The 16,869-nt window shown below is 49.8% G+C and carries 15 protein-coding genes; 13 read left to right on the forward strand and 2 right to left on the reverse strand.

The features are described 5' to 3' along the window. The 3 genes from HMPREF0980_RS00090 to HMPREF0980_RS18820 all read left to right on the forward strand — a co-directional run. Window positions 1-271, forward strand: a 271-nt coding sequence (locus HMPREF0980_RS00090; protein ID WP_147629783.1) for a potassium channel family protein, incomplete at its 5' end; no start/stop codon positions are given. Between the two features lie 397 nt (window positions 272-668). Beyond that, entirely contained in the window at window positions 669-1,025 is a 357-nt protein-coding gene (locus HMPREF0980_RS18815; RefSeq protein WP_049727142.1) for a transposase, read from the forward strand. A 171-nt stretch (window positions 1,026-1,196) separates the two neighbouring features. After that, a complete protein-coding gene (locus HMPREF0980_RS18820; protein ID WP_147629761.1) occupies window positions 1,197-1,637 on the forward strand; it encodes an IS3 family transposase in 441 nt (146 codons plus the stop codon). A 404-nt stretch (window positions 1,638-2,041) separates the two neighbouring features. Here HMPREF0980_RS18820 and HMPREF0980_RS00105 read toward each other — a convergent pair whose 3' ends face one another. After that, the gene (locus HMPREF0980_RS00105) at window positions 2,042-2,980 is read right to left on the reverse strand and encodes a D-2-hydroxyacid dehydrogenase (protein ID WP_049727143.1); all 939 of its coding nucleotides are present in this window, start codon (window positions 2,978-2,980) and stop codon (window positions 2,042-2,044) included. A 355-nt stretch (window positions 2,981-3,335) separates the two neighbouring features. Here HMPREF0980_RS00105 and HMPREF0980_RS00110 point away from each other — a divergent pair, with 355 nt between their 5' ends. From HMPREF0980_RS00110 to HMPREF0980_RS00135, 6 genes are all read left to right on the forward strand, one after another. Then, on the forward strand, window positions 3,336-4,202 hold the full coding sequence (locus HMPREF0980_RS00110) for a C39 family peptidase (protein ID WP_049728266.1): 867 nt from the start codon (window positions 3,336-3,338) through the stop codon (window positions 4,200-4,202). Window positions 4,203-4,226: 24 nt separating this feature from the next. Beyond that, window positions 4,227-4,703 (forward strand): GNAT family N-acetyltransferase, encoded by a 477-nt coding sequence (locus tag HMPREF0980_RS00115; protein WP_049727144.1) that lies wholly within the window; start codon window positions 4,227-4,229, stop codon window positions 4,701-4,703. A 202-nt stretch (window positions 4,704-4,905) separates the two neighbouring features. Beyond that, window positions 4,906-7,500: an ATP-dependent chaperone ClpB gene (clpB, locus tag HMPREF0980_RS00120; protein WP_049727145.1), complete on the forward strand. Its 2,595-nt coding sequence runs from the start codon at window positions 4,906-4,908 to the stop codon at window positions 7,498-7,500. Between the two features lie 65 nt (window positions 7,501-7,565). After that, window positions 7,566-8,810, forward strand: a complete 1,245-nt coding sequence (locus tag HMPREF0980_RS00125; RefSeq protein WP_049727146.1) for a DNA polymerase Y family protein — start codon at window positions 7,566-7,568, stop codon at window positions 8,808-8,810. A 97-nt stretch (window positions 8,811-8,907) separates the two neighbouring features. Then, a complete protein-coding gene (locus HMPREF0980_RS00130) occupies window positions 8,908-9,168 on the forward strand; it encodes a DUF3795 domain-containing protein (protein WP_049727147.1) in 261 nt (86 codons plus the stop codon). A 199-nt stretch (window positions 9,169-9,367) separates the two neighbouring features. Next, complete coding sequence (locus tag HMPREF0980_RS00135) at window positions 9,368-10,237, forward strand: YitT family protein (protein ID WP_049727148.1); 870 nt, start codon at window positions 9,368-9,370, stop codon at window positions 10,235-10,237. An 81-nt stretch (window positions 10,238-10,318) separates the two neighbouring features. Here HMPREF0980_RS00135 and pepT read toward each other — a convergent pair whose 3' ends face one another. Continuing rightward, complete coding sequence (pepT, locus tag HMPREF0980_RS00140; RefSeq protein ID WP_049727149.1) at window positions 10,319-11,554, reverse strand: peptidase T; 1,236 nt, start codon at window positions 11,552-11,554, stop codon at window positions 10,319-10,321. Between the two features lie 164 nt (window positions 11,555-11,718). Between pepT and HMPREF0980_RS00145 the strand changes: the two genes are divergently transcribed. The 4 genes from HMPREF0980_RS00145 to fmt are packed head-to-tail and all read left to right on the forward strand — an operon-like array spanning window position 11,719 to window position 16,828. Continuing rightward, complete coding sequence (locus HMPREF0980_RS00145) at window positions 11,719-13,191, forward strand: UDP-N-acetylmuramoyl-L-alanyl-D-glutamate--2,6-diaminopimelate ligase (protein ID WP_049727150.1); 1,473 nt, start codon at window positions 11,719-11,721, stop codon at window positions 13,189-13,191. Beyond that, window positions 13,181-15,409, forward strand: coding sequence for a replication restart helicase PriA (priA, locus tag HMPREF0980_RS00150; protein ID WP_049727151.1), 2,229 nt, complete (start codon window positions 13,181-13,183; stop codon window positions 15,407-15,409). Before HMPREF0980_RS00145 ends, priA begins: the two co-directional genes overlap by 11 nt. A gap of 14 nt (window positions 15,410-15,423) precedes the next feature. Then, window positions 15,424-15,897: a peptide deformylase gene (def, locus tag HMPREF0980_RS00155; RefSeq protein WP_049727152.1), complete on the forward strand. Its 474-nt coding sequence runs from the start codon at window positions 15,424-15,426 to the stop codon at window positions 15,895-15,897. Window position 15,898: 1 nt separating this feature from the next. Beyond that, on the forward strand, window positions 15,899-16,828 hold the full coding sequence (gene fmt, locus HMPREF0980_RS00160; protein ID WP_049727153.1) for a methionyl-tRNA formyltransferase: 930 nt from the start codon (window positions 15,899-15,901) through the stop codon (window positions 16,826-16,828). Window positions 16,829-16,869: the final 41 nt, after the last annotated feature.

Raw genomic sequence — 16,869 nt, forward strand, 5'->3', positions numbered from 1 at the left:
CTGCTTCTCTGTCGTGACAACGATAGGATTCGGAGATATTACGGCAGTCACGGTACTCGGAAGGACTGCCACAGTCATATTGGGCATATACGGAGTCATCGTCCTGGCAATCATACCTGGCATTGTGGTGAGCTACTATATGGAAATTGTCAAAATCCGGGCAAAAGAAAGTGCAGAGGAATTCCTGTACAAACTAGAACATCTCGAAGAGATGTCAAAAACAGAATTGAAAGAATTATCAGAGCAGGCAAAGAAGTGGAAGTTTAAGTAAATTAGGACGCCGCTGGGGAGGCAGAGGGCATCTGCTGCGATGCGTCCGGGACTGCGACTATCACACAGATTCCTAAGCCTGTGGAATGTTCGCCGATAGCGGCTCACACCCCACGGGCCAAGGAATCTGGTGAGGATTCTCCGTCCCTTCCGCTTACACCTTCGCATATGTCCCCTGCCTCCCCAGCGGCTATCTACTTTACTGGCACGGGCGGGGACGGCTGTGTGACGTTATTGGCTGATGGAAGTGCTTTGTCTATGTCAGCATAGTGATAAGGGGCTAAGCAAGCTAAAGTCCTTTGACGAAAAGAAATCCTAATATAAGAAGAGCCGGAATCTGATATGATACCCCTTAAGTAGACAAGGTAAATAACCAACATCTACTTAGGGGGTATTTTATGTATAGGAAATATACTTCTGAAGAAAAATTGAATATTGTGGAAGGATATCTGAATGGGCTTTTTTCCTTGGAGGAAAAAGCACATAAGTTAGGATATGAGGCAGCACCGGGGTGCTTTAAACGATGGGTACGGCAGTATCAAGAGCAAGGAGCAGAGGGGTTCTTGTGTTCAGCAGGTAATAAATCTTATACTGCGGAATTCAAAACAATAGTGGTTGAAGAGTATCTTTCTGGAAAAGGCTCCGCAGTTGACCTTGCTGCAAAACACAAAATTAGTACAGCAGTTGTTTTGTTACATTGGGTTTCGTTGTATAATGCCAATAGAAAGCTTAAGGATTATAATCCTAAGAGGTAGGTCCATATGGCAGAAGCGCGGAGAAAAACATCTTTGGAAGAATGAAAAGAAATTGTCAAATACTGCATTGCCCATGATAGAGATTACAAAGAAACAGCTTCTTTGTATGATGTTTCATACAGCCAGGTTTATTCCTGAGTAAAAAAACATGATGCGAATTGTGGAACTGGCTTGTTAGATTGGCGCGGGCACCATAAAGCAGATGACGGAGTGGATGAAGTGGAACGGCTGCACCGCCCAGTTCCTGAACAGGAGGCAGAGAACTTAAAGCTGGCAGAACTGACAAAAGAGTACGATGAACGTTTTTGCCGCATCTTAGGCTACCGGAGAATGACAAGTTGGATAAATCATTTCAATCACACGAACTATAGCAAGAACCGGATTCATAGGATTATGAAGAAACTTGGAATACATTCTGCTATCAGAAAAAACAAGAAAACATACCATTCTTCCAAGGCGGAAGCTACTGCTGAAAATAAGCTCAGAAGAGATTTCAATACAGGAAAGCCTAATGAAAAATGGGCTACGGATGTAACAGAATTTAAAATTCCCGATACCGGAAAGAAGCTGTATCTCAGCGCTATTACCCGATTGCTGAATATAAACGACTAGAAGCCTACAAAGCCAAATGGTGTGCATAACATAAATATCCGCCATATCTGCGTTTTGCTGCAAACGCTAAATAACGACTAAATTGTTCTCTATGCTGCACATGTTAAGCTTGTTAAATCTTATCATTCATCTCACGCAGCCAGCGTTCATCCGCTGGCCAGTAACGTTACACAGCCGTCCTCGCCCTTGTTAAGTAAAGTAGATAGCGGGCGGGGAGCCGGGTGGGAGATGCGCAGGTGTAAGCGGAAGAGGCGGAGAATCCTTTCCGTAGCCCTTATCCTGCGGGATGTAAGCCGCTACCGGCGCACATTCCGTAGGGTTAGGGCTACGTGAAATAGTCGGAGCTTCGTACGCATCGGAGCAGATGCCACCCGGCTCCCTGTACGCAGCCACTTTACGTAAACTCACATTTGCTCAAAATATTCTTTTATCTGCCCCAGTATGATACCCATCAGCCGCGTCCTCGCCTCCACACTGGCCCACGCTACATGGGGGGTGATAAACAGCCGCCGGCTGTCTCTGATACGCCGCAGCGGATTGGCAGGGCTCATAGGCTCCTCGCACAGCACATCCAGCCCTGCTGCTGCAATGTCGCCTTGTTCCAGTGCATTGCATAAATCCTCTTCCACGACGATAGGGCCCCGGCCAAGGTTCAGGAAGATGCAGCTTTTTTTCATTTTCTTCAGCTTTTCAGCGTTGATGAGATTTTGCGTATATTCGTTCAGCGGGGCGTGGACGGATATAATATCTGATTCCCGGAGCAATGTATCCATATCCACCTGATGGTAGCCTTCCTGGGGGGCGCTGCCCGAAGGCGAAGCGTAGATGACGTGCGCGCCAAAAGCCTCTGCGATGGAAGCGACACGTCTGCCGATGTTCCCGAGCCCGATAATCCCCCATGTCTTGCCAGCCAATTCGTAGAACACTTCTTCAAAATGAGTAAAGATAGTGTCGTTCGTATAGCGGTCCTCCTTGACATAATCGTCATAGTAGCGCAGCTTCTCCAGCAGATAGAACAGCATGGCAAATGTGTGCTGAGCGACTGACTCGGTAGAATAACCGGCCACGTTGCGCCAGGCGATATGACGGCTGTCCAGATAATCCTTGTCCAGATTATTCGTTCCCGTCGCGGTAACACAGACGAGCTTAAGCCGTCTGGCGTCCCCGACAGTGGACGCATTGACCTGCACTTTGTTTATAACGATAACGTCTGCATCTCTTACCCGTTCAGGCACTTGCTCTGAAGTAGAAAAAGGATACTTGGTAACAGTTCCGAGTTCTTCAAATCCTGATAAATCGATATCATCGCCAATAGTCTTGGCATCCAGAAATACTATATGCATACATACCTCCCGCAAAATTGAATGAATTAACTTCCAGTGTCACAATAGTATCATGGATTGCATACATTTTCAACGGTCGGCTTTTCGAGGGAATATATGGAAATAAAGCCTTGCATCCTACTGTAAGCCGGAGCTTGACAACCAGCCGGAAGATACGTCAAAGCCGCATAAACAGGGAGGGTACGAATCTGTTGTCCTTCGCCTTTACGATTATTATAGAACAGAATTATAATAAAATCTTAAGGTGTATTAAGTTGCGGCACCTTTCCCGTTATTGTATAATTAACAGCATGAAATGGATAACAGCATTGAACTTATTGTTTCATATTTACATACATATGAAGAAGGGGAAGACATGGGTAGCAGTAGAAGGAGAAGACAGCAGGTACACAGGCAGCTCGTTATTCTTGGCGGCTTTATCGTACTAATCGCGGCAACCGTTTACGGCTTTGGAATGCAGCAATCCAAAAAGGATGGGACGCTGGCGGCGGCAAAAATAGAAGCAGACGGTACACAGGACGACAATCGAAAGGCAAAGAAGAAAATCACAGAATCAAAAGAGGAGACAGCCGCGGAGCAGCTGGCCCGTGTAAAGAAACAAGCGGCGGCAGCCGGATATCCGAAAGGTGTAATAGAGCTTCTCGATAAGAATGAGGAGACCGTACAGTTCGTAGAAGATTACGGGAAGAAAAAAGACGGCCCGAATGCCGATACCGTCGGCAGCGGATATACGAAGGGGCAGATTCCACTGCTGCTCCAGTGGGACGAGCGGTGGGGATACGCGCCCTATGGCACAAGTATCGTAGCTGTGAGCGGGTGTGGTCCGACATGCCTGTCCATGGTAGTCAGCGGACTTACAGGAGACTGGTCGGTTACGCCGGCAAAAGTTGCGGCTTACGGTTCAGAGAATGGATTCGTAGATGAGAATAACAATACATACTGGCGTTTTATGGAAGAGGCGCCGTCCAACTGGAACGTGTCTGCGAGGGAACTTCCGCTTGTGGAACAGCAGGTGGCTGCAGAACTTCAGGCAGGACATCCGGTCATCTGCAGCGTGGGGCCGGGGGATTTTACAGATAACGGTCATTTCATCGTGCTGACAGGCTACAATAACGGCGAATTGACGATAAACGACCCGTTCAGCCAGAAGAACAGCAGCCGGACATGGAAGTTCACCGAGATTCAGGACCAGATAGCGGCCATGTGGGTCTATTCCCTGTAGCCGGGGCTGGAACCGGGAGGGGTTATGGAGTATATAATCAGGGAAATATCGGAAGAAGAGTATGACCTGCTGGAGGATTTCCTGTATGAGGCAATCTTTATTCCAGAAGGCGCAGCCTCGCCGCCAAAGACAATAACGAAGAAGCCGGAATTGCAGATATATATCACCGGCTTTGGAAAGAGAGAGGATGATATAGGCCTTGTAGCAGAAGTGGACAGGAAAGTGGTGGGAGCTGTCTGGGTCCGCATTATGGATGATTATGGACACATCGATGACAAGACCCCTTCCTTTGCCGTTTCCCTGTACAAAGCATACCGGGGAGCAGGGATAGGAACTGCTCTGATGGAGGAGATGCTCTGCATATTGAAGCGGAAAAGATATAATCAGGCTTCACTTGCAGTGCAGAAAACAAATTATGCCGTGAACATGTATAAGAAACTGGGCTTTGAAATTGTGGATGAAAATGACGAAGAATATATAATGGTCTGCCGCTTGCAATGAGACGGCATGGAGTGTGGTGTGAATTGATGTGGAAGATTTTATCATATGAAAAACCTATGCCGTGGATTGGATGGCATAGGTTTTTTGAGTGAAGTGGCATTTAGTTTCAAATAATTAGCACTCAATGGTTGACAGTGCTGATAATATTTGTTATAGTACGTATAGAACAAATTGAAATCATGCACGTTAGGAGGCAGCTACTATGAATATAAATAAATTTACACAGAAGTCACTTCAGGCGGTACAGGATTGTGAGCGCGCCGCGGTGGAATACGGCAACCAGGAAATTGAGCAGGAACATCTGCTCTATGCTCTGCTCGTACAGGATGACAGTCTGATTCTGAAATTGATGGAAAAGATGGGGATAGAAAAAACAGTCTTTATAAACAGGGTGGAAGAAGGACTCCGCAAGCGCACAAAAGTACAGGGCGGGCAGCCCTTTGTCGGCCAGGATCTGAACAAGGCGCTTATCCACGCGGAAGATGAGGCGAAGCAGATGGGGGATGAGTACGTATCTGTAGAGCATCTGTTCCTTTCTCTGTTGAAATATCCGAATAAAGAACTGAAGCTGATCTTCCGTGAACTTGGAATCAAGAGAGATGCTTTTCTTCAGGCACTTGCAACTGTGAGGGGCAGCCAGAAGGTTACGAGCGATAATCCGGAAGCAACTTATGACACATTGAATAAATATGGTTCCGATCTTGTAGAAAGAGCGAGAGACCAGAAGCTGGATCCGGTCATCGGCAGAGATGCCGAGATTCGGAATCTTGTGCGTATCCTGTCAAGAAAGACGAAGAATAACCCTGTCCTTATCGGTGAGCCGGGTGTCGGAAAGACGGCGGTCGTGGAAGGGCTGGCCCAGCGCATCGTAAGAGGAGATGTCCCGGAGGCTTTAAAAGATAAGACGATATTTTCGCTGGATATGGGTGCGCTCGTGGCAGGGGCCAAATACCGCGGCGAGTTTGAAGAGCGCCTGAAAGCGGTGCTGGAAGAAGTGAAGAACAGTGACGGGAAGATTATCCTGTTCATAGATGAGCTGCACACGATTGTAGGTGCGGGCAAGACGGACGGGGCCATGGATGCAGGAAATATGCTCAAGCCGATGCTTGCCAGAGGAGAGCTGCACTGTATCGGCGCGACCACGCTGGATGAATACCGCCAGTACATCGAGAAAGATGCAGCTCTGGAGCGTCGTTTCCAGCCGGTACTTGTGGATGAGCCTACAGTAGAGGACGCGATATCGATTCTCCGTGGCTTAAAAGAGAGATATGAAGTATTCCATGGTGTCAAGATTACGGACGGGGCACTTGTAGCGGCTGCCACGCTTTCGGACCGGTATATTTCGGACCGCTTCCTTCCCGACAAGGCCATCGACCTGGTAGATGAAGCATGTGCGCTGATCAAGACAGAACTGGATTCCATGCCTGCAGAACTGGATGAACTGCAGCGCAAGATTATGCAGCTGGAGATTGAAGAAGCCGCGCTTAAAAAAGAAGAAGACCGGTTAAGCAAGGACCGGCTCGGGCATCTGCAGCAGGAGCTGGCTGAGCTGCGGGAAGAGTTCGCCGGAAAGAAAGCCCAGTGGGATAATGAGAAAGTCGGTGTGGAACGGGTGCAAAAGGTGCGCGAAGAGATAGAACAGGTGAACAAAGACATCCAGAAGGCACAGCAGTCATACGATCTGGAAAAGGCGGCCGAACTTCAGTATGGCAGGCTGCCGCAGCTCAAAAAACAGCTGGAAGAGGAAGAAGCCAGGATAAAAGATGAAGAACGTTCTCTTGTCCACGAAAGCGTGACCGACGAAGAGATTGCCAGAATCGTATCAAGATGGACCGGAATACCTGTCTCAAGGCTAAACGAAAGCGAGAGGAGCAAGACGCTTCATCTGGCGGATGAGCTCCATAAGCGCGTCATCGGCCAGGATGAAGGGGTGGAGCTTGTCACGGAAGCGATTATCCGATCCAAAGCAGGTATCAAAGATCCGGGCAAGCCCATAGGCTCCTTCTTGTTCCTCGGCCCTACGGGAGTCGGCAAGACAGAGCTTGCGAAGGCGCTGGCGGAAAGCCTCTTTGATGACGAGAACAATATGATTCGTATCGACATGAGCGAATATATGGAGAAGTATTCCGTGTCCAGGCTGATAGGAGCTCCTCCGGGATATGTCGGCTATGACGAGGGAGGACAGCTCACAGAGGCCGTCAGAAGGAAACCGTATTCGGTCGTTTTGTTTGACGAAGTAGAAAAGGCACATCCAGATGTGTTCAACGTGCTGCTGCAGGTGCTGGATGACGGTCGTATCACTGATTCACAGGGACGCACGGTAGATTTTAAGAATACGATTCTTATCATGACATCCAATATCGGCTCCGCCTATCTGCTGGACGGAATCGATGCGGACGGCAATATAAGCCAGGAGAGCCAGGACGCGGTGATGGATGACTTGAGGGCACACTTCCGGCCTGAATTCCTGAATCGGCTCGACGAGATGATTATGTTCAAACCGCTGACAAAAGATGATATCTACAGTATCATCGATCTGCTGACAGACGATGTGAATAAACGTCTTGCAGACAAAGAGATATCCATAGCTCTCACAGAAGCGGCAAAGAATCTTGTGGTGGAGGGCGGTTACGACCCTACCTACGGTGCAAGGCCTCTTAAGCGTTACCTGCAGAAGAATGTGGAGACGCTGGCTGCAAAGCTGATGCTCCAGGGGGATATCGGAGCGGGAGAGACGATTGTCATCGACGTGGAAAGTGGAAAGCTCGCCGCAAGCACCCGGAAGAACCTCTTGTAAACATATGTTCTGCATGATAAAATAGAGACAGCACGGGAGTAAGCGGAATCTCAGGAGGCCAGGGCATGCGTCGTATCGTATTCCATATAGATGTCAATTCGGCTTATTTAAGCTGGACGGCAGTAGAACAACTAAAGAATGGTGCAGAGACAGACATCAGAACGATACCTGCCATTATCGGTGGAAACCAGGAGTCACGCCACGGTGTAGTTCTGGCAAAGTCGCTGTCTGCGAAAAAGTTCGGCATTCGCACAGGAGAACCTGTTGTGAATGCCCTTCGCAAGTGTGGCAGCCTGCATATGGAGCCGCCCGACCATGCTCTGTACCACGAGTACAGCAGTCGGCTGATGGAATATCTGCGGTCCTGTACACCGGATATCGAACAGGTGAGCGTGGATGAGTGCTATATGGATTTCACGGGGATAGCGGGACAATATGCCTCACCTGTAGCAGGAGCGCTGGAGATAAAGAACGAGATATACAGGAAGTTCGGATTCACGGTCAATATAGGAATCTCTACGAACAAGCTGCTGGCGAAGATGGCTTCTGATTTTGAAAAGCCGGATAAAGTACATACCCTGTTTCCGGAAGAGATAAAGGCGAAGATGTGGCCGATGCCTGTCTGGGAGCTGTATATGGCAGGCCATTCTAGTGTAGAGACGCTCCAGAAGCTGGAGATACGTACGATAGGCAATCTGGCGCAGGCAGATCCGGAGATTTTGGAGCTTCATCTGAAAAGCCACGGAAGGAAACTGTGGGAATATGCCAATGGTATTGATAATTCCGAAGTGATAACGGAAAAGACGGAGGCCAAAGGAATCGGCAATTCCACGACCCTTTCTAAGGATGTGGCGACGGAGGAGGAAGCCAGAAAGGTGCTGCTTGGACTTGCTGAGAGCGTGGGCGCCAGACTGCGTGAAGCGGAACAGAAGGCGGGGATGCTCAGTGTGGAAATCAAATACTACAACTTTGAGACGGCGTCCCACCAGCGGCAGCTGACAAAACCGACAAACAGCGATACGGACATCTATCACACTGCGGTACAGCTGTTCCGGGAACTGTGGACGAAAGTGCCAATCCGTCTGCTTGGCATACGAAGCTCGAAGCTCGTCAAGCAGGATGAGCCGGAGCAGCTGACCATTTTTGACCTGCCTGTGGAACATGACCGTAGAAAAACAGACACGGGTAGAGGTGCGAAACAGAAAAAGCTCGATAAGGCACTGGATGAGATAAAGAAAAAGTATGGGAAGGACGCGGTCAGGCGGGGCCGTTTTCTGGAGGCCAGGGAAAAGGATACTGACAGCCTGTGACGTTATATCATGTAACCGCACAAAATTAATTATAATGCTGACATACAGATGTCATGTTAGTCGTGCTATGCTTTTATAAAAAAGGAGTGTGGACCATATGATTGAATCAAGATGCGGGCTGCAGTGCAGCAAGTGCGGATACAGGGAACAGATGAACTGCGGTGGCTGCTGCAGCATAGACAAGCCGTTTTGGGGAGAGGCCTGCCCGGTCAAGTCGTGCTGCGAGGAAAAGAGCAGCGAACATTGCGGGCAGTGCGTACAGTTTCCCTGTGATCTGCTGACGAAGTTTGCATATGACGAGAAACAGGGAGACGATGGGCGCAGGATAGAGCAGTGCAGAAAATGGAACCTTCCATAACAGTACGTTTTAACAGAAATATTTTCAGCTGATGTGTTGACAAAAAAATATTCTGTAGATATACTTATAAACATAAGAGCAGTTGCGAATTATATTTTTATAGTTTGTGGCTGTTTTTTTGCGTGTAATTGGGAATTCCGAAGCTTAAATGTGAGGGCTGACATGAAGATAAAGACAGGGAAAGAGAGGTAAATTAAAGATGAAAAAAATAAACTGGAAAGAGACCGGAATTGATATCCTCGTTGATATAGCAGCCGGTATGGTCATAGCGATCGGCGTATATAATTTTGCCCTGAATGCAAATTTTCCCGTGGCAGGATTTTCTGGAATCGCGATCATCATGTACCACCTGCTCGGACTGCCGGTCGGCTTGGGAACAATCATACTGAATATTCCGGTAGCTATATTCTGCTATAAGTTCCTGGGGCGTAATTTCTTTCTGAAATCACTGAAGTCCATGATCATATCTTCTGTCCTTATGGACTACGTGGCCCCGCTTTTGCCTGTATACGAAGGCAGCCGCCTGCTGGCGGCCCTGTGTATGGGGGTGCTGTGCGGTATAGGCTATGCCATGATCTTCATGCGCGGTTCGTCCACAGGCGGACAGGATTTCATCAGTGTTGCAATCAAGAAGGTAAGACCGCATATGACACTTGGCATCATCACGTTTGCCCTTGATATCATGACGATTATCCTCGGAAGCGTACTCGTGTTCAAGGACGTTGACGGGTTTATCTACGGTGTGATTGTCACCTACCTTATGGCAATCGTGATGGACCGTATCATGTACGGCATCGACGAAGGCAAGATGACATTCATCGTCACGGAGCACGGGGAGGACGTGGCGGAGCAGATTGACGAGTACTCCGGAAGAGGCTCTACGATATTGAAAGGAATGGGCAGCTACTCCAAGGAGAAGAAAGACGTCGTCATGTGTGCATGTAACAATAAGCAGATGTACACGATTAAGAAAATGGTGCATAAGATTGATCCGCAGGCCTTTACGATAATAATGGAGTCCAACGAAGTCGTCGGGGAAGGGTTTAAAGAAGAAATTAAAGAATTGTAATCAAAAATGCTGCTCCATGATTAGGTGGAGCAGCATTTTTTACGTTATGGAGTGGGTCCGTAAGCCGCGCTGCGTATTATCCTATTCTACTTGCCGGACTTCACCAGCATATAGCTTCACCAGCTCGATGATGATATCTACGCTTTTATCCATGCCTTCTACGGTGATATGCTCATACGGACCGTGGTAGGCGTGCCCGCCGGTGCCAAGGTTCGGGCATGGAAGCCCTTTGTAGCTGAGCTGGCAGCCGTCCGTACCTCCGCGGATTGGCAGGATGATCGGTTCCACGCCGGCTTTTTCGCATGCTGCTTTCGCATTGTCGATGAGGTGCATGCATCCGTCTATTATCCCGGCCATATTCTTATACTGCTCTGTAATCGTCAGTCTGACCGTTCCTTCCCCCCACCTGTCATTCATATTCTTTTCAATGAGCCGCAGCGTGTTCTTACGGGACTCGAAGAAGCTGCTGTCATGATCCCTGACGATATAGTTAAGCTGTGCGCTGCCACATTCCCCTGACATGCTGACGAGGTGGTAGAAGCCTTCGTAGACTTCCGTCCCCCTTGGCGTCTCCATCCCGGGAAGAAGCGAGTTGATTTCCATAGCGACCAGACTTGCGTTGATCATTGTATCCTTACCAGAGCCGGGATGCACATTGAATCCTTTGATATCAAACCGCGCCTTGCACGCATTGAAGTTCTCATACTGGATTTCGCCTTCTGTGTCGCCGTCCAGCGTATATGCATATTCCGCACCAAAGTCTTCCACGTTAAAATGGGCGGCCCCTGTCCCAATCTCCTCGTCCGGTGTGAAGGCGATGCTGATTGGACCATGTGGAATGCTTTCATCCCTCAGACGCTCAGCCATCGTCAGAATCTCTGCAATGCCTGCCTTGTCGTCCGCCCCGAGAATGGTAGTCCCGTCGCTGGTGATAAGTGTACATCCTTTCAATCCTTTCAGATGTCCGAACGTATCTGTGCTCAGTACGCGGCCACTTTCCCCAAGCGTGAAATCTTCCCCGTCATAATTTTCTGTAATGACAGGTTTGATTTCGTGGCCGCAGAAATCTGACACCGTGTCCATATGGGCGATAAAACCGATGGCAGATCTGTCCTCATAACCCGGTGTCGGCGGTATCTTCCCGTACAGATAGCACTGGCTGTCCGTATGGACGTCGGCAAGGCCGAGTGCTTTCATCTCTTCTTCCAGTATTTCCGCCAGCTTGAACTGGCACTGTGAGGACGGCACGGTCCCGCTGTCCTCATCGCTCGGCGTACGTACTATTACGTACTTCAGCAGTCTTTCATAAGCTTTCAAAGTTTCATTCCCCTTTCAACAGTTTGACTCTATTGTATCGCAGATGAGGTCGGAAATCCACCCTTAGCTGACCAAGCATGCCTTTGTCGGCGGAGGGTATGGCATTTGAAAATATTTAATGTTATAATACCCTTGATGAGATTAAACCAGGAGGCAGGAAAAACATGATATTAACCGATTTATTGGAACGTTTAGAATATGAAGTTGTGCAGGGGAGCGATGTGACGGAAGTCACCGAACTTACGAACGACTCCCGCAAGGTAGTCCCAGGCAGCGTGTTTGTCTGTATCAGCGGCGCGGTGTCAGATGGGCATGCATATGTGAGAGAGGTCGCGGAGAAAGGAGCCGCCGCGGTTGTCGTAGAGAAGCAGGTGGAAGCGCCGGACACGGTGACGGTCATACATGTGGACGATACCCGCTATGCGCTGGCACTAATGTCCGCGGCATACTTCGGGTATCCGGCAGAGAAGCTCAAAGTAATCGGAATCACAGGTACGAAAGGAAAGACGACGACGACTTATATGGTGAAATCCATACTGGAAGGCGTGGGCCATAAGGTTGGGCTTATCGGGACGATAGAGGCGGTTATCGGAGATAAGACGGTACCTGCTGACAATACGACTCCGGAGTCGTACACGATACACAAATATTTCAAAGAGATGGTAGAAGCCGGCTGTGACAGTGTCGTTATGGAAGTATCTTCCCAGGGGCTGATGCTGCACAGGACGGCGGGGATAGCGTTTGAAATCGGTATTTTTACAAATCTGGGCGAGGACCATATCGGGCCGAACGAGCACAAAGATTTTGAGGATTATAAGCGCTGCAAAGGTATCTTGTTTACCCAGTGCAGGCTCGGCATCGCCAATGTGGATGACCGGTGGTTCGAGGATGTATTCCGACATGCGACGTGCAGGACGGAGACCTTTGGATTTTCTGAAAAAGCAGATTTAAGAGCCACGAATGTTGAACATGTCTCGAGACCCGGATACCTGGGTGTCAGATATCATGTCGGCGGGCTGATGGATTTTGATGTCGAGATAGACATCCCAGGTAAATTCAGCGTCTATAATTCACTGACGGCGATTGCAGTATGCAGGCACTTCGATGTTCCGGCGGAGGACATAAGGAAAGCGCTGAAAGTGGCGAAGGTAAAGGGCCGGATTGAAATGGTCAAGGTGTCTGATGACTTTACGTTTATGATTGATTATGCACACAATGCCATGAGTCTTGAGAGTCTGCTTGACACGCTGAGGGACTATAACCCGGGTCGTCTTGTGACCGTGTTCGGCTGTGGAGGCAACCGTTCCAGAACGCGCCGTTTTGAGATGGGAGAAGTATCCGGCAGGCTTGCGGACTTTACCGTCATCACATCCGACAATCCGAGATTTGAAGAGCCGCAGGCTATCATAGACGACATCATAACCGGCATAGAAAAGACCGATGGAACGTATATCGCCATCTGTGACAGAAAAGAAGCCATCCGGTACGCCATTGAAAACGGCCGTGCAGGAGATGTCATCATACTGGCGGGCAAGGGGCATGAGACATATCAGGAGATAAAGGGCGTGAAGTACGATATGGACGACCGGGTGCTCATTGCAGAGATACTGGAGGAACAGGGCGCACATGTTCGCTGATATCATTGTCGACATTACACATGAAAAACTGGACAGAGTATTCTGCTATCGGATTCCGGAGCAGCTGGATGGACAGCTTGAAGTCGGAACGGAAGTAGTCGTTCCCTTCGGCCGTGGGAACAGGGAGACGGGAGGTTATGTCACCGGATTCTCAGATAAGACGGATTATGAACTGTCCAGGGTGAAAGACATTATCCGGGTTGCAGATGAGAGTGTAGCCATCGAATCAAAACTGGTCGCTCTCGCCGCATGGATGCACGATTATTACGGCGGTACGATGATACAGGCGCTTAAGACCGTACTTCCAATCAAGAGGAAAGAGCAGCCGAGAGAAAAGAGATATGTAAGGCTGCTTCTTGATGAGGAGGAAGGGAAGAGACAGCTGGACGAATATCTCCACAAGAACCAGAAGGCGCGGGCACGTCTGCTGGCAGCGCTTCTGGACCGGCCGGAGCAGGAGTATGCTCTGGTCACTAAGAAGCTGAATATCACGCTGGCAGTTATCCGGGCGCTGGAAGAACAGGGGATACTCGCCCTTGAGTCGGAGCGGGAGTTCCGCAATCCAGTCCGGCGCAGGGCAGGAAAAAGGCAGGAAGTAGCATATACGGAGGAACAGCGGAATGTCATCGAGGCTTTCTGGGGAGACTATAAGACAGGGATAAGAGGGACATATCTGCTATATGGCGTGACAGGAAGTGGCAAGACAGAAGTGTACATGGAGATGATACACAGAGTCTTACAGGAAGGGAGACAGGCGATCGTGCTCATTCCCGAAATCGCGCTCACGTATCAGACGGTGATGCGTTTTTACGGGAGGTTCGGCGACCGTGTATCTATCTTGAACTCCAGGCTCTCCCAGGGGGAACGTTACGATCAGATGGAGCGGGTCAAGGCCGGGGAGGTAGATGTGATGATCGGGCCACGTTCCGCACTGTTCACACCCTTTTCCAATCTGGGCCTGATCGTGATTGATGAGGAACATGAACCGACGTATAAGAGCGAGCAGGTTCCGAGATACCATGCGAGAGAGACGGCCATCAAGCGGGCCGAGATGGAGGGAGCCAGCGTCATGCTAGGTTCAGCCACTCCGTCATTAGAGTCCTATTACCGCTGCCGCAACAAAGCATATACATTGCTGGAACTGAAGAACAGGACGAAAAGCCTGGAACTGCCGGAAGTGTATACGGTAGATATGAGGGAAGAGCTGAAAGCCGGCAACCGCTCCATCTTAAGCGACAGGCTCAAGGAGATGACGGCGGCGAGGCTTGAGCGGGGGGAACAGACGATGCTGTTCCTCAACCGCCGCGGATATGCGGGGTTCATTTCTTGCAGAGCGTGCGGATATGTAGTAAAATGTCCTCATTGCGACGTGTCACTGTCCTCGCACAGAGGCGGAAGGCTTGTATGCCACTACTGTGGCCATGAGGAGCCCTCGGTCAGCGCATGCCCGTCGTGCGGATCCACATTCATAGGCGGGTTCCGGGCAGGGACGCAGCAGATAGAAGATATCGTTAAGAAAGCATTTCCTCAGGCTAGAGTGCTCAGGATGGACATGGATACGACGCGGGAGAAAGACGGGCATGAGAAGATACTTGAGTCATTTGCAGACGGGGACGCAGATATACTGATTGGTACCCAGATGATTGTAAAGGGACACGATTTCCCGAACGTTACGCTTGTCGGCATTCTTGCGGCGGATATGTCATTATATTCCAATGATTACCGGGCGGGAGAACGGACGTTTCAGCTTCTTACACAGGCGGCAGGCCGGGCAGGAAGAGGAAGCGGCGGGGGAGAGGTTGTCATCCAGACGTACAGCCCGGACCACTACAGTATCCGAATGGCGGCAGAACAGAACTATGAGGGGTTTTATGAGGCTGAGATGGAATACCGGGAACTGATGGGCTACCCTCCGGTAGAACAGCTGCTTGCCGTGCTCATGACAGGTCAGGATGAACAGCTGCTCGAGAGGGCAGCCGGCTATCTGAAAGAGTATGTCGTGCGGATAGACCGCACCGGAAGGCTTCAGGTAATCGGTCCGGCGAGCCCTTATGTGGGGAAGGTCAATGACGTATACCGCAAGGTGCTGTACATCAAAAGTGAAGAGTACCGCCTGCTCACGGAAGCAAAGAACAGGCTGGAACAATATATAGAAATCAACAGGGGATTTCAGACGATGAGGATTCAGTTTGACTTCAACCCCATGAATGTATTTTAAGGAGAGGAAAACATATGGCGACAAGAAAGATTCGGGAACTTGGTGAAGAAGTATTGACGAAGACATGTAAACCAGTAGATAAGATGACGCTGCGTACGAAAGTGCTGATTAACGACATGTTTGACACGATGTACGAAGCGTATGGCGTTGGGCTGGCAGCACCTCAGGTAGGGGTGCTCAAGAGGATAGTGACGATAGATGTGGGAGAGGGGCCGATCGTGCTCATCAATCCTGAGATTATCGAAACATCCGGCGAACAGACCGGGGAGGAAGGCTGCTTAAGCGTTCCTGGAAAATATGGTATCGTCACAAGGCCGGATTATGTCAAAGTAAGGGCGCTGGATGAAGACATGCAGGAGCGTGAGCTGGAAGGAGCGGGGCTTCTTGCCCGTGCATTCTGCCATGAGATAGACCATCTGGACGGGAATATGTATGTAGCGCTCACAAAAGACGGGCTCCATGACGTAGGGTCCGAGGAGGAAGAATAAGATGAGGATTATATTCATGGGAACGCCGGACTTTTCTGTCGGCACGTTCGAGGCGCTGATTGCTGCCGGGCATGATATCGTACTTGCGGTTACGCAGCCCGACAAGCCGAAGGGCAGGGGAGGGAAGATGCAGTATTCTCCTGTAAAAGAGAAGGCACTGGAACATGGCACACCTGTATTCCAGCCAAAGAAAGTACGGGAGGCCGAGTGCGTTGACAGGCTTCGCACATATGAGGCAGACATCATGGTCGTCATCGCGTTTGGCCAGATACTTCCCAAGGAGATTCTGGAGATGACCCGTTATGGCTGTGTCAATGTACATGCGTCACTGCTCCCGAAGTACAGAGGGGCGGCTCCGATACAGTGGGCGGTCATCAATGGGGAAAGAGTGTCCGGTGTTACGACGATGCAGATGGATGAAGGGCTGGATACCGGTGATATGATTTTGAAGACAGAAGTGACGCTGGATGAAAAAGAGACCGGCGGCAGTCTGTTCGACAAACTGTCGGAGGCAGGTGCAAGCCTGTGCGTGGAGACGCTGAGAGCCATCGAAGAGGGAACCGCTACCTTCGAAAAGCAGGGGGAGACGACGACAGAATACGCCCGTATGCTTCATAAGGATATGGGCAGCATCGACTGGAAGAAAGATGCGCAGTCAATCGAACGGCTGATTCGCGGCCTGAACCCATGGCCCAGCGCGTATACCAGGTGGGACGGCAAGGTGATGAAACTGTGGGAGGCGGATGTTGTCGCGCAGAACAGGCAGGCCGTGCCGGGAACCGTAGTGTCAGTAGAGAAAGACAGCTTTTCTGTGCAGACCGGTGACGGCCTTCTTAAAGTGCGTTCCCTTCAGATTCCAGGGAAGAAGCGGATGGAAGCGGATGCCTTTTTAAGGGGCTATAAGATAGAAGAAGGCTGCGAACTTGGTTAAAAAGTGTTAAAATTTTATGAAGAACCGCTATTTTTCCTCTT

Source organism: Dorea sp. D27, from assembly GCF_001185345.1.
GTDB lineage: Bacteria > Bacillota > Clostridia > Lachnospirales > Lachnospiraceae > Extibacter.

Coding starts and splice junctions, on each gene's coding strand:
- HMPREF0980_RS00135 (WP_049727148.1), top strand. CDS start 9,368: ATGAAAAAAATAAACTGGAAAGAGACCGGAATTGATATCCTCGTTGAT.
- HMPREF0980_RS00130 (WP_049727147.1), top strand. CDS start 8,908: ATGATTGAATCAAGATGCGGGCTGCAGTGCAGCAAGTGCGGATACAGG.
- clpB (WP_049727145.1), top strand. CDS start 4,906: ATGAATATAAATAAATTTACACAGAAGTCACTTCAGGCGGTACAGGAT.
- HMPREF0980_RS00110 (WP_049728266.1), top strand. CDS start 3,336: ATGGGTAGCAGTAGAAGGAGAAGACAGCAGGTACACAGGCAGCTCGTT.
- fmt (WP_049727153.1), top strand. CDS start 15,899: ATGAGGATTATATTCATGGGAACGCCGGACTTTTCTGTCGGCACGTTC.
- priA (WP_049727151.1), top strand. CDS start 13,181: ATGTTCGCTGATATCATTGTCGACATTACACATGAAAAACTGGACAGA.
- HMPREF0980_RS00125 (WP_049727146.1), top strand. CDS start 7,566: ATGCGTCGTATCGTATTCCATATAGATGTCAATTCGGCTTATTTAAGC.
- HMPREF0980_RS00145 (WP_049727150.1), top strand. CDS start 11,719: ATGATATTAACCGATTTATTGGAACGTTTAGAATATGAAGTTGTGCAG.
- HMPREF0980_RS00105 (WP_049727143.1), bottom strand. CDS start 2,980: ATGCATATAGTATTTCTGGATGCCAAGACTATTGGCGATGATATCGAT.
- HMPREF0980_RS00115 (WP_049727144.1), top strand. CDS start 4,227: ATGGAGTATATAATCAGGGAAATATCGGAAGAAGAGTATGACCTGCTG.
- HMPREF0980_RS18815 (WP_049727142.1), top strand. CDS start 669: ATGTATAGGAAATATACTTCTGAAGAAAAATTGAATATTGTGGAAGGA.
- def (WP_049727152.1), top strand. CDS start 15,424: ATGGCGACAAGAAAGATTCGGGAACTTGGTGAAGAAGTATTGACGAAG.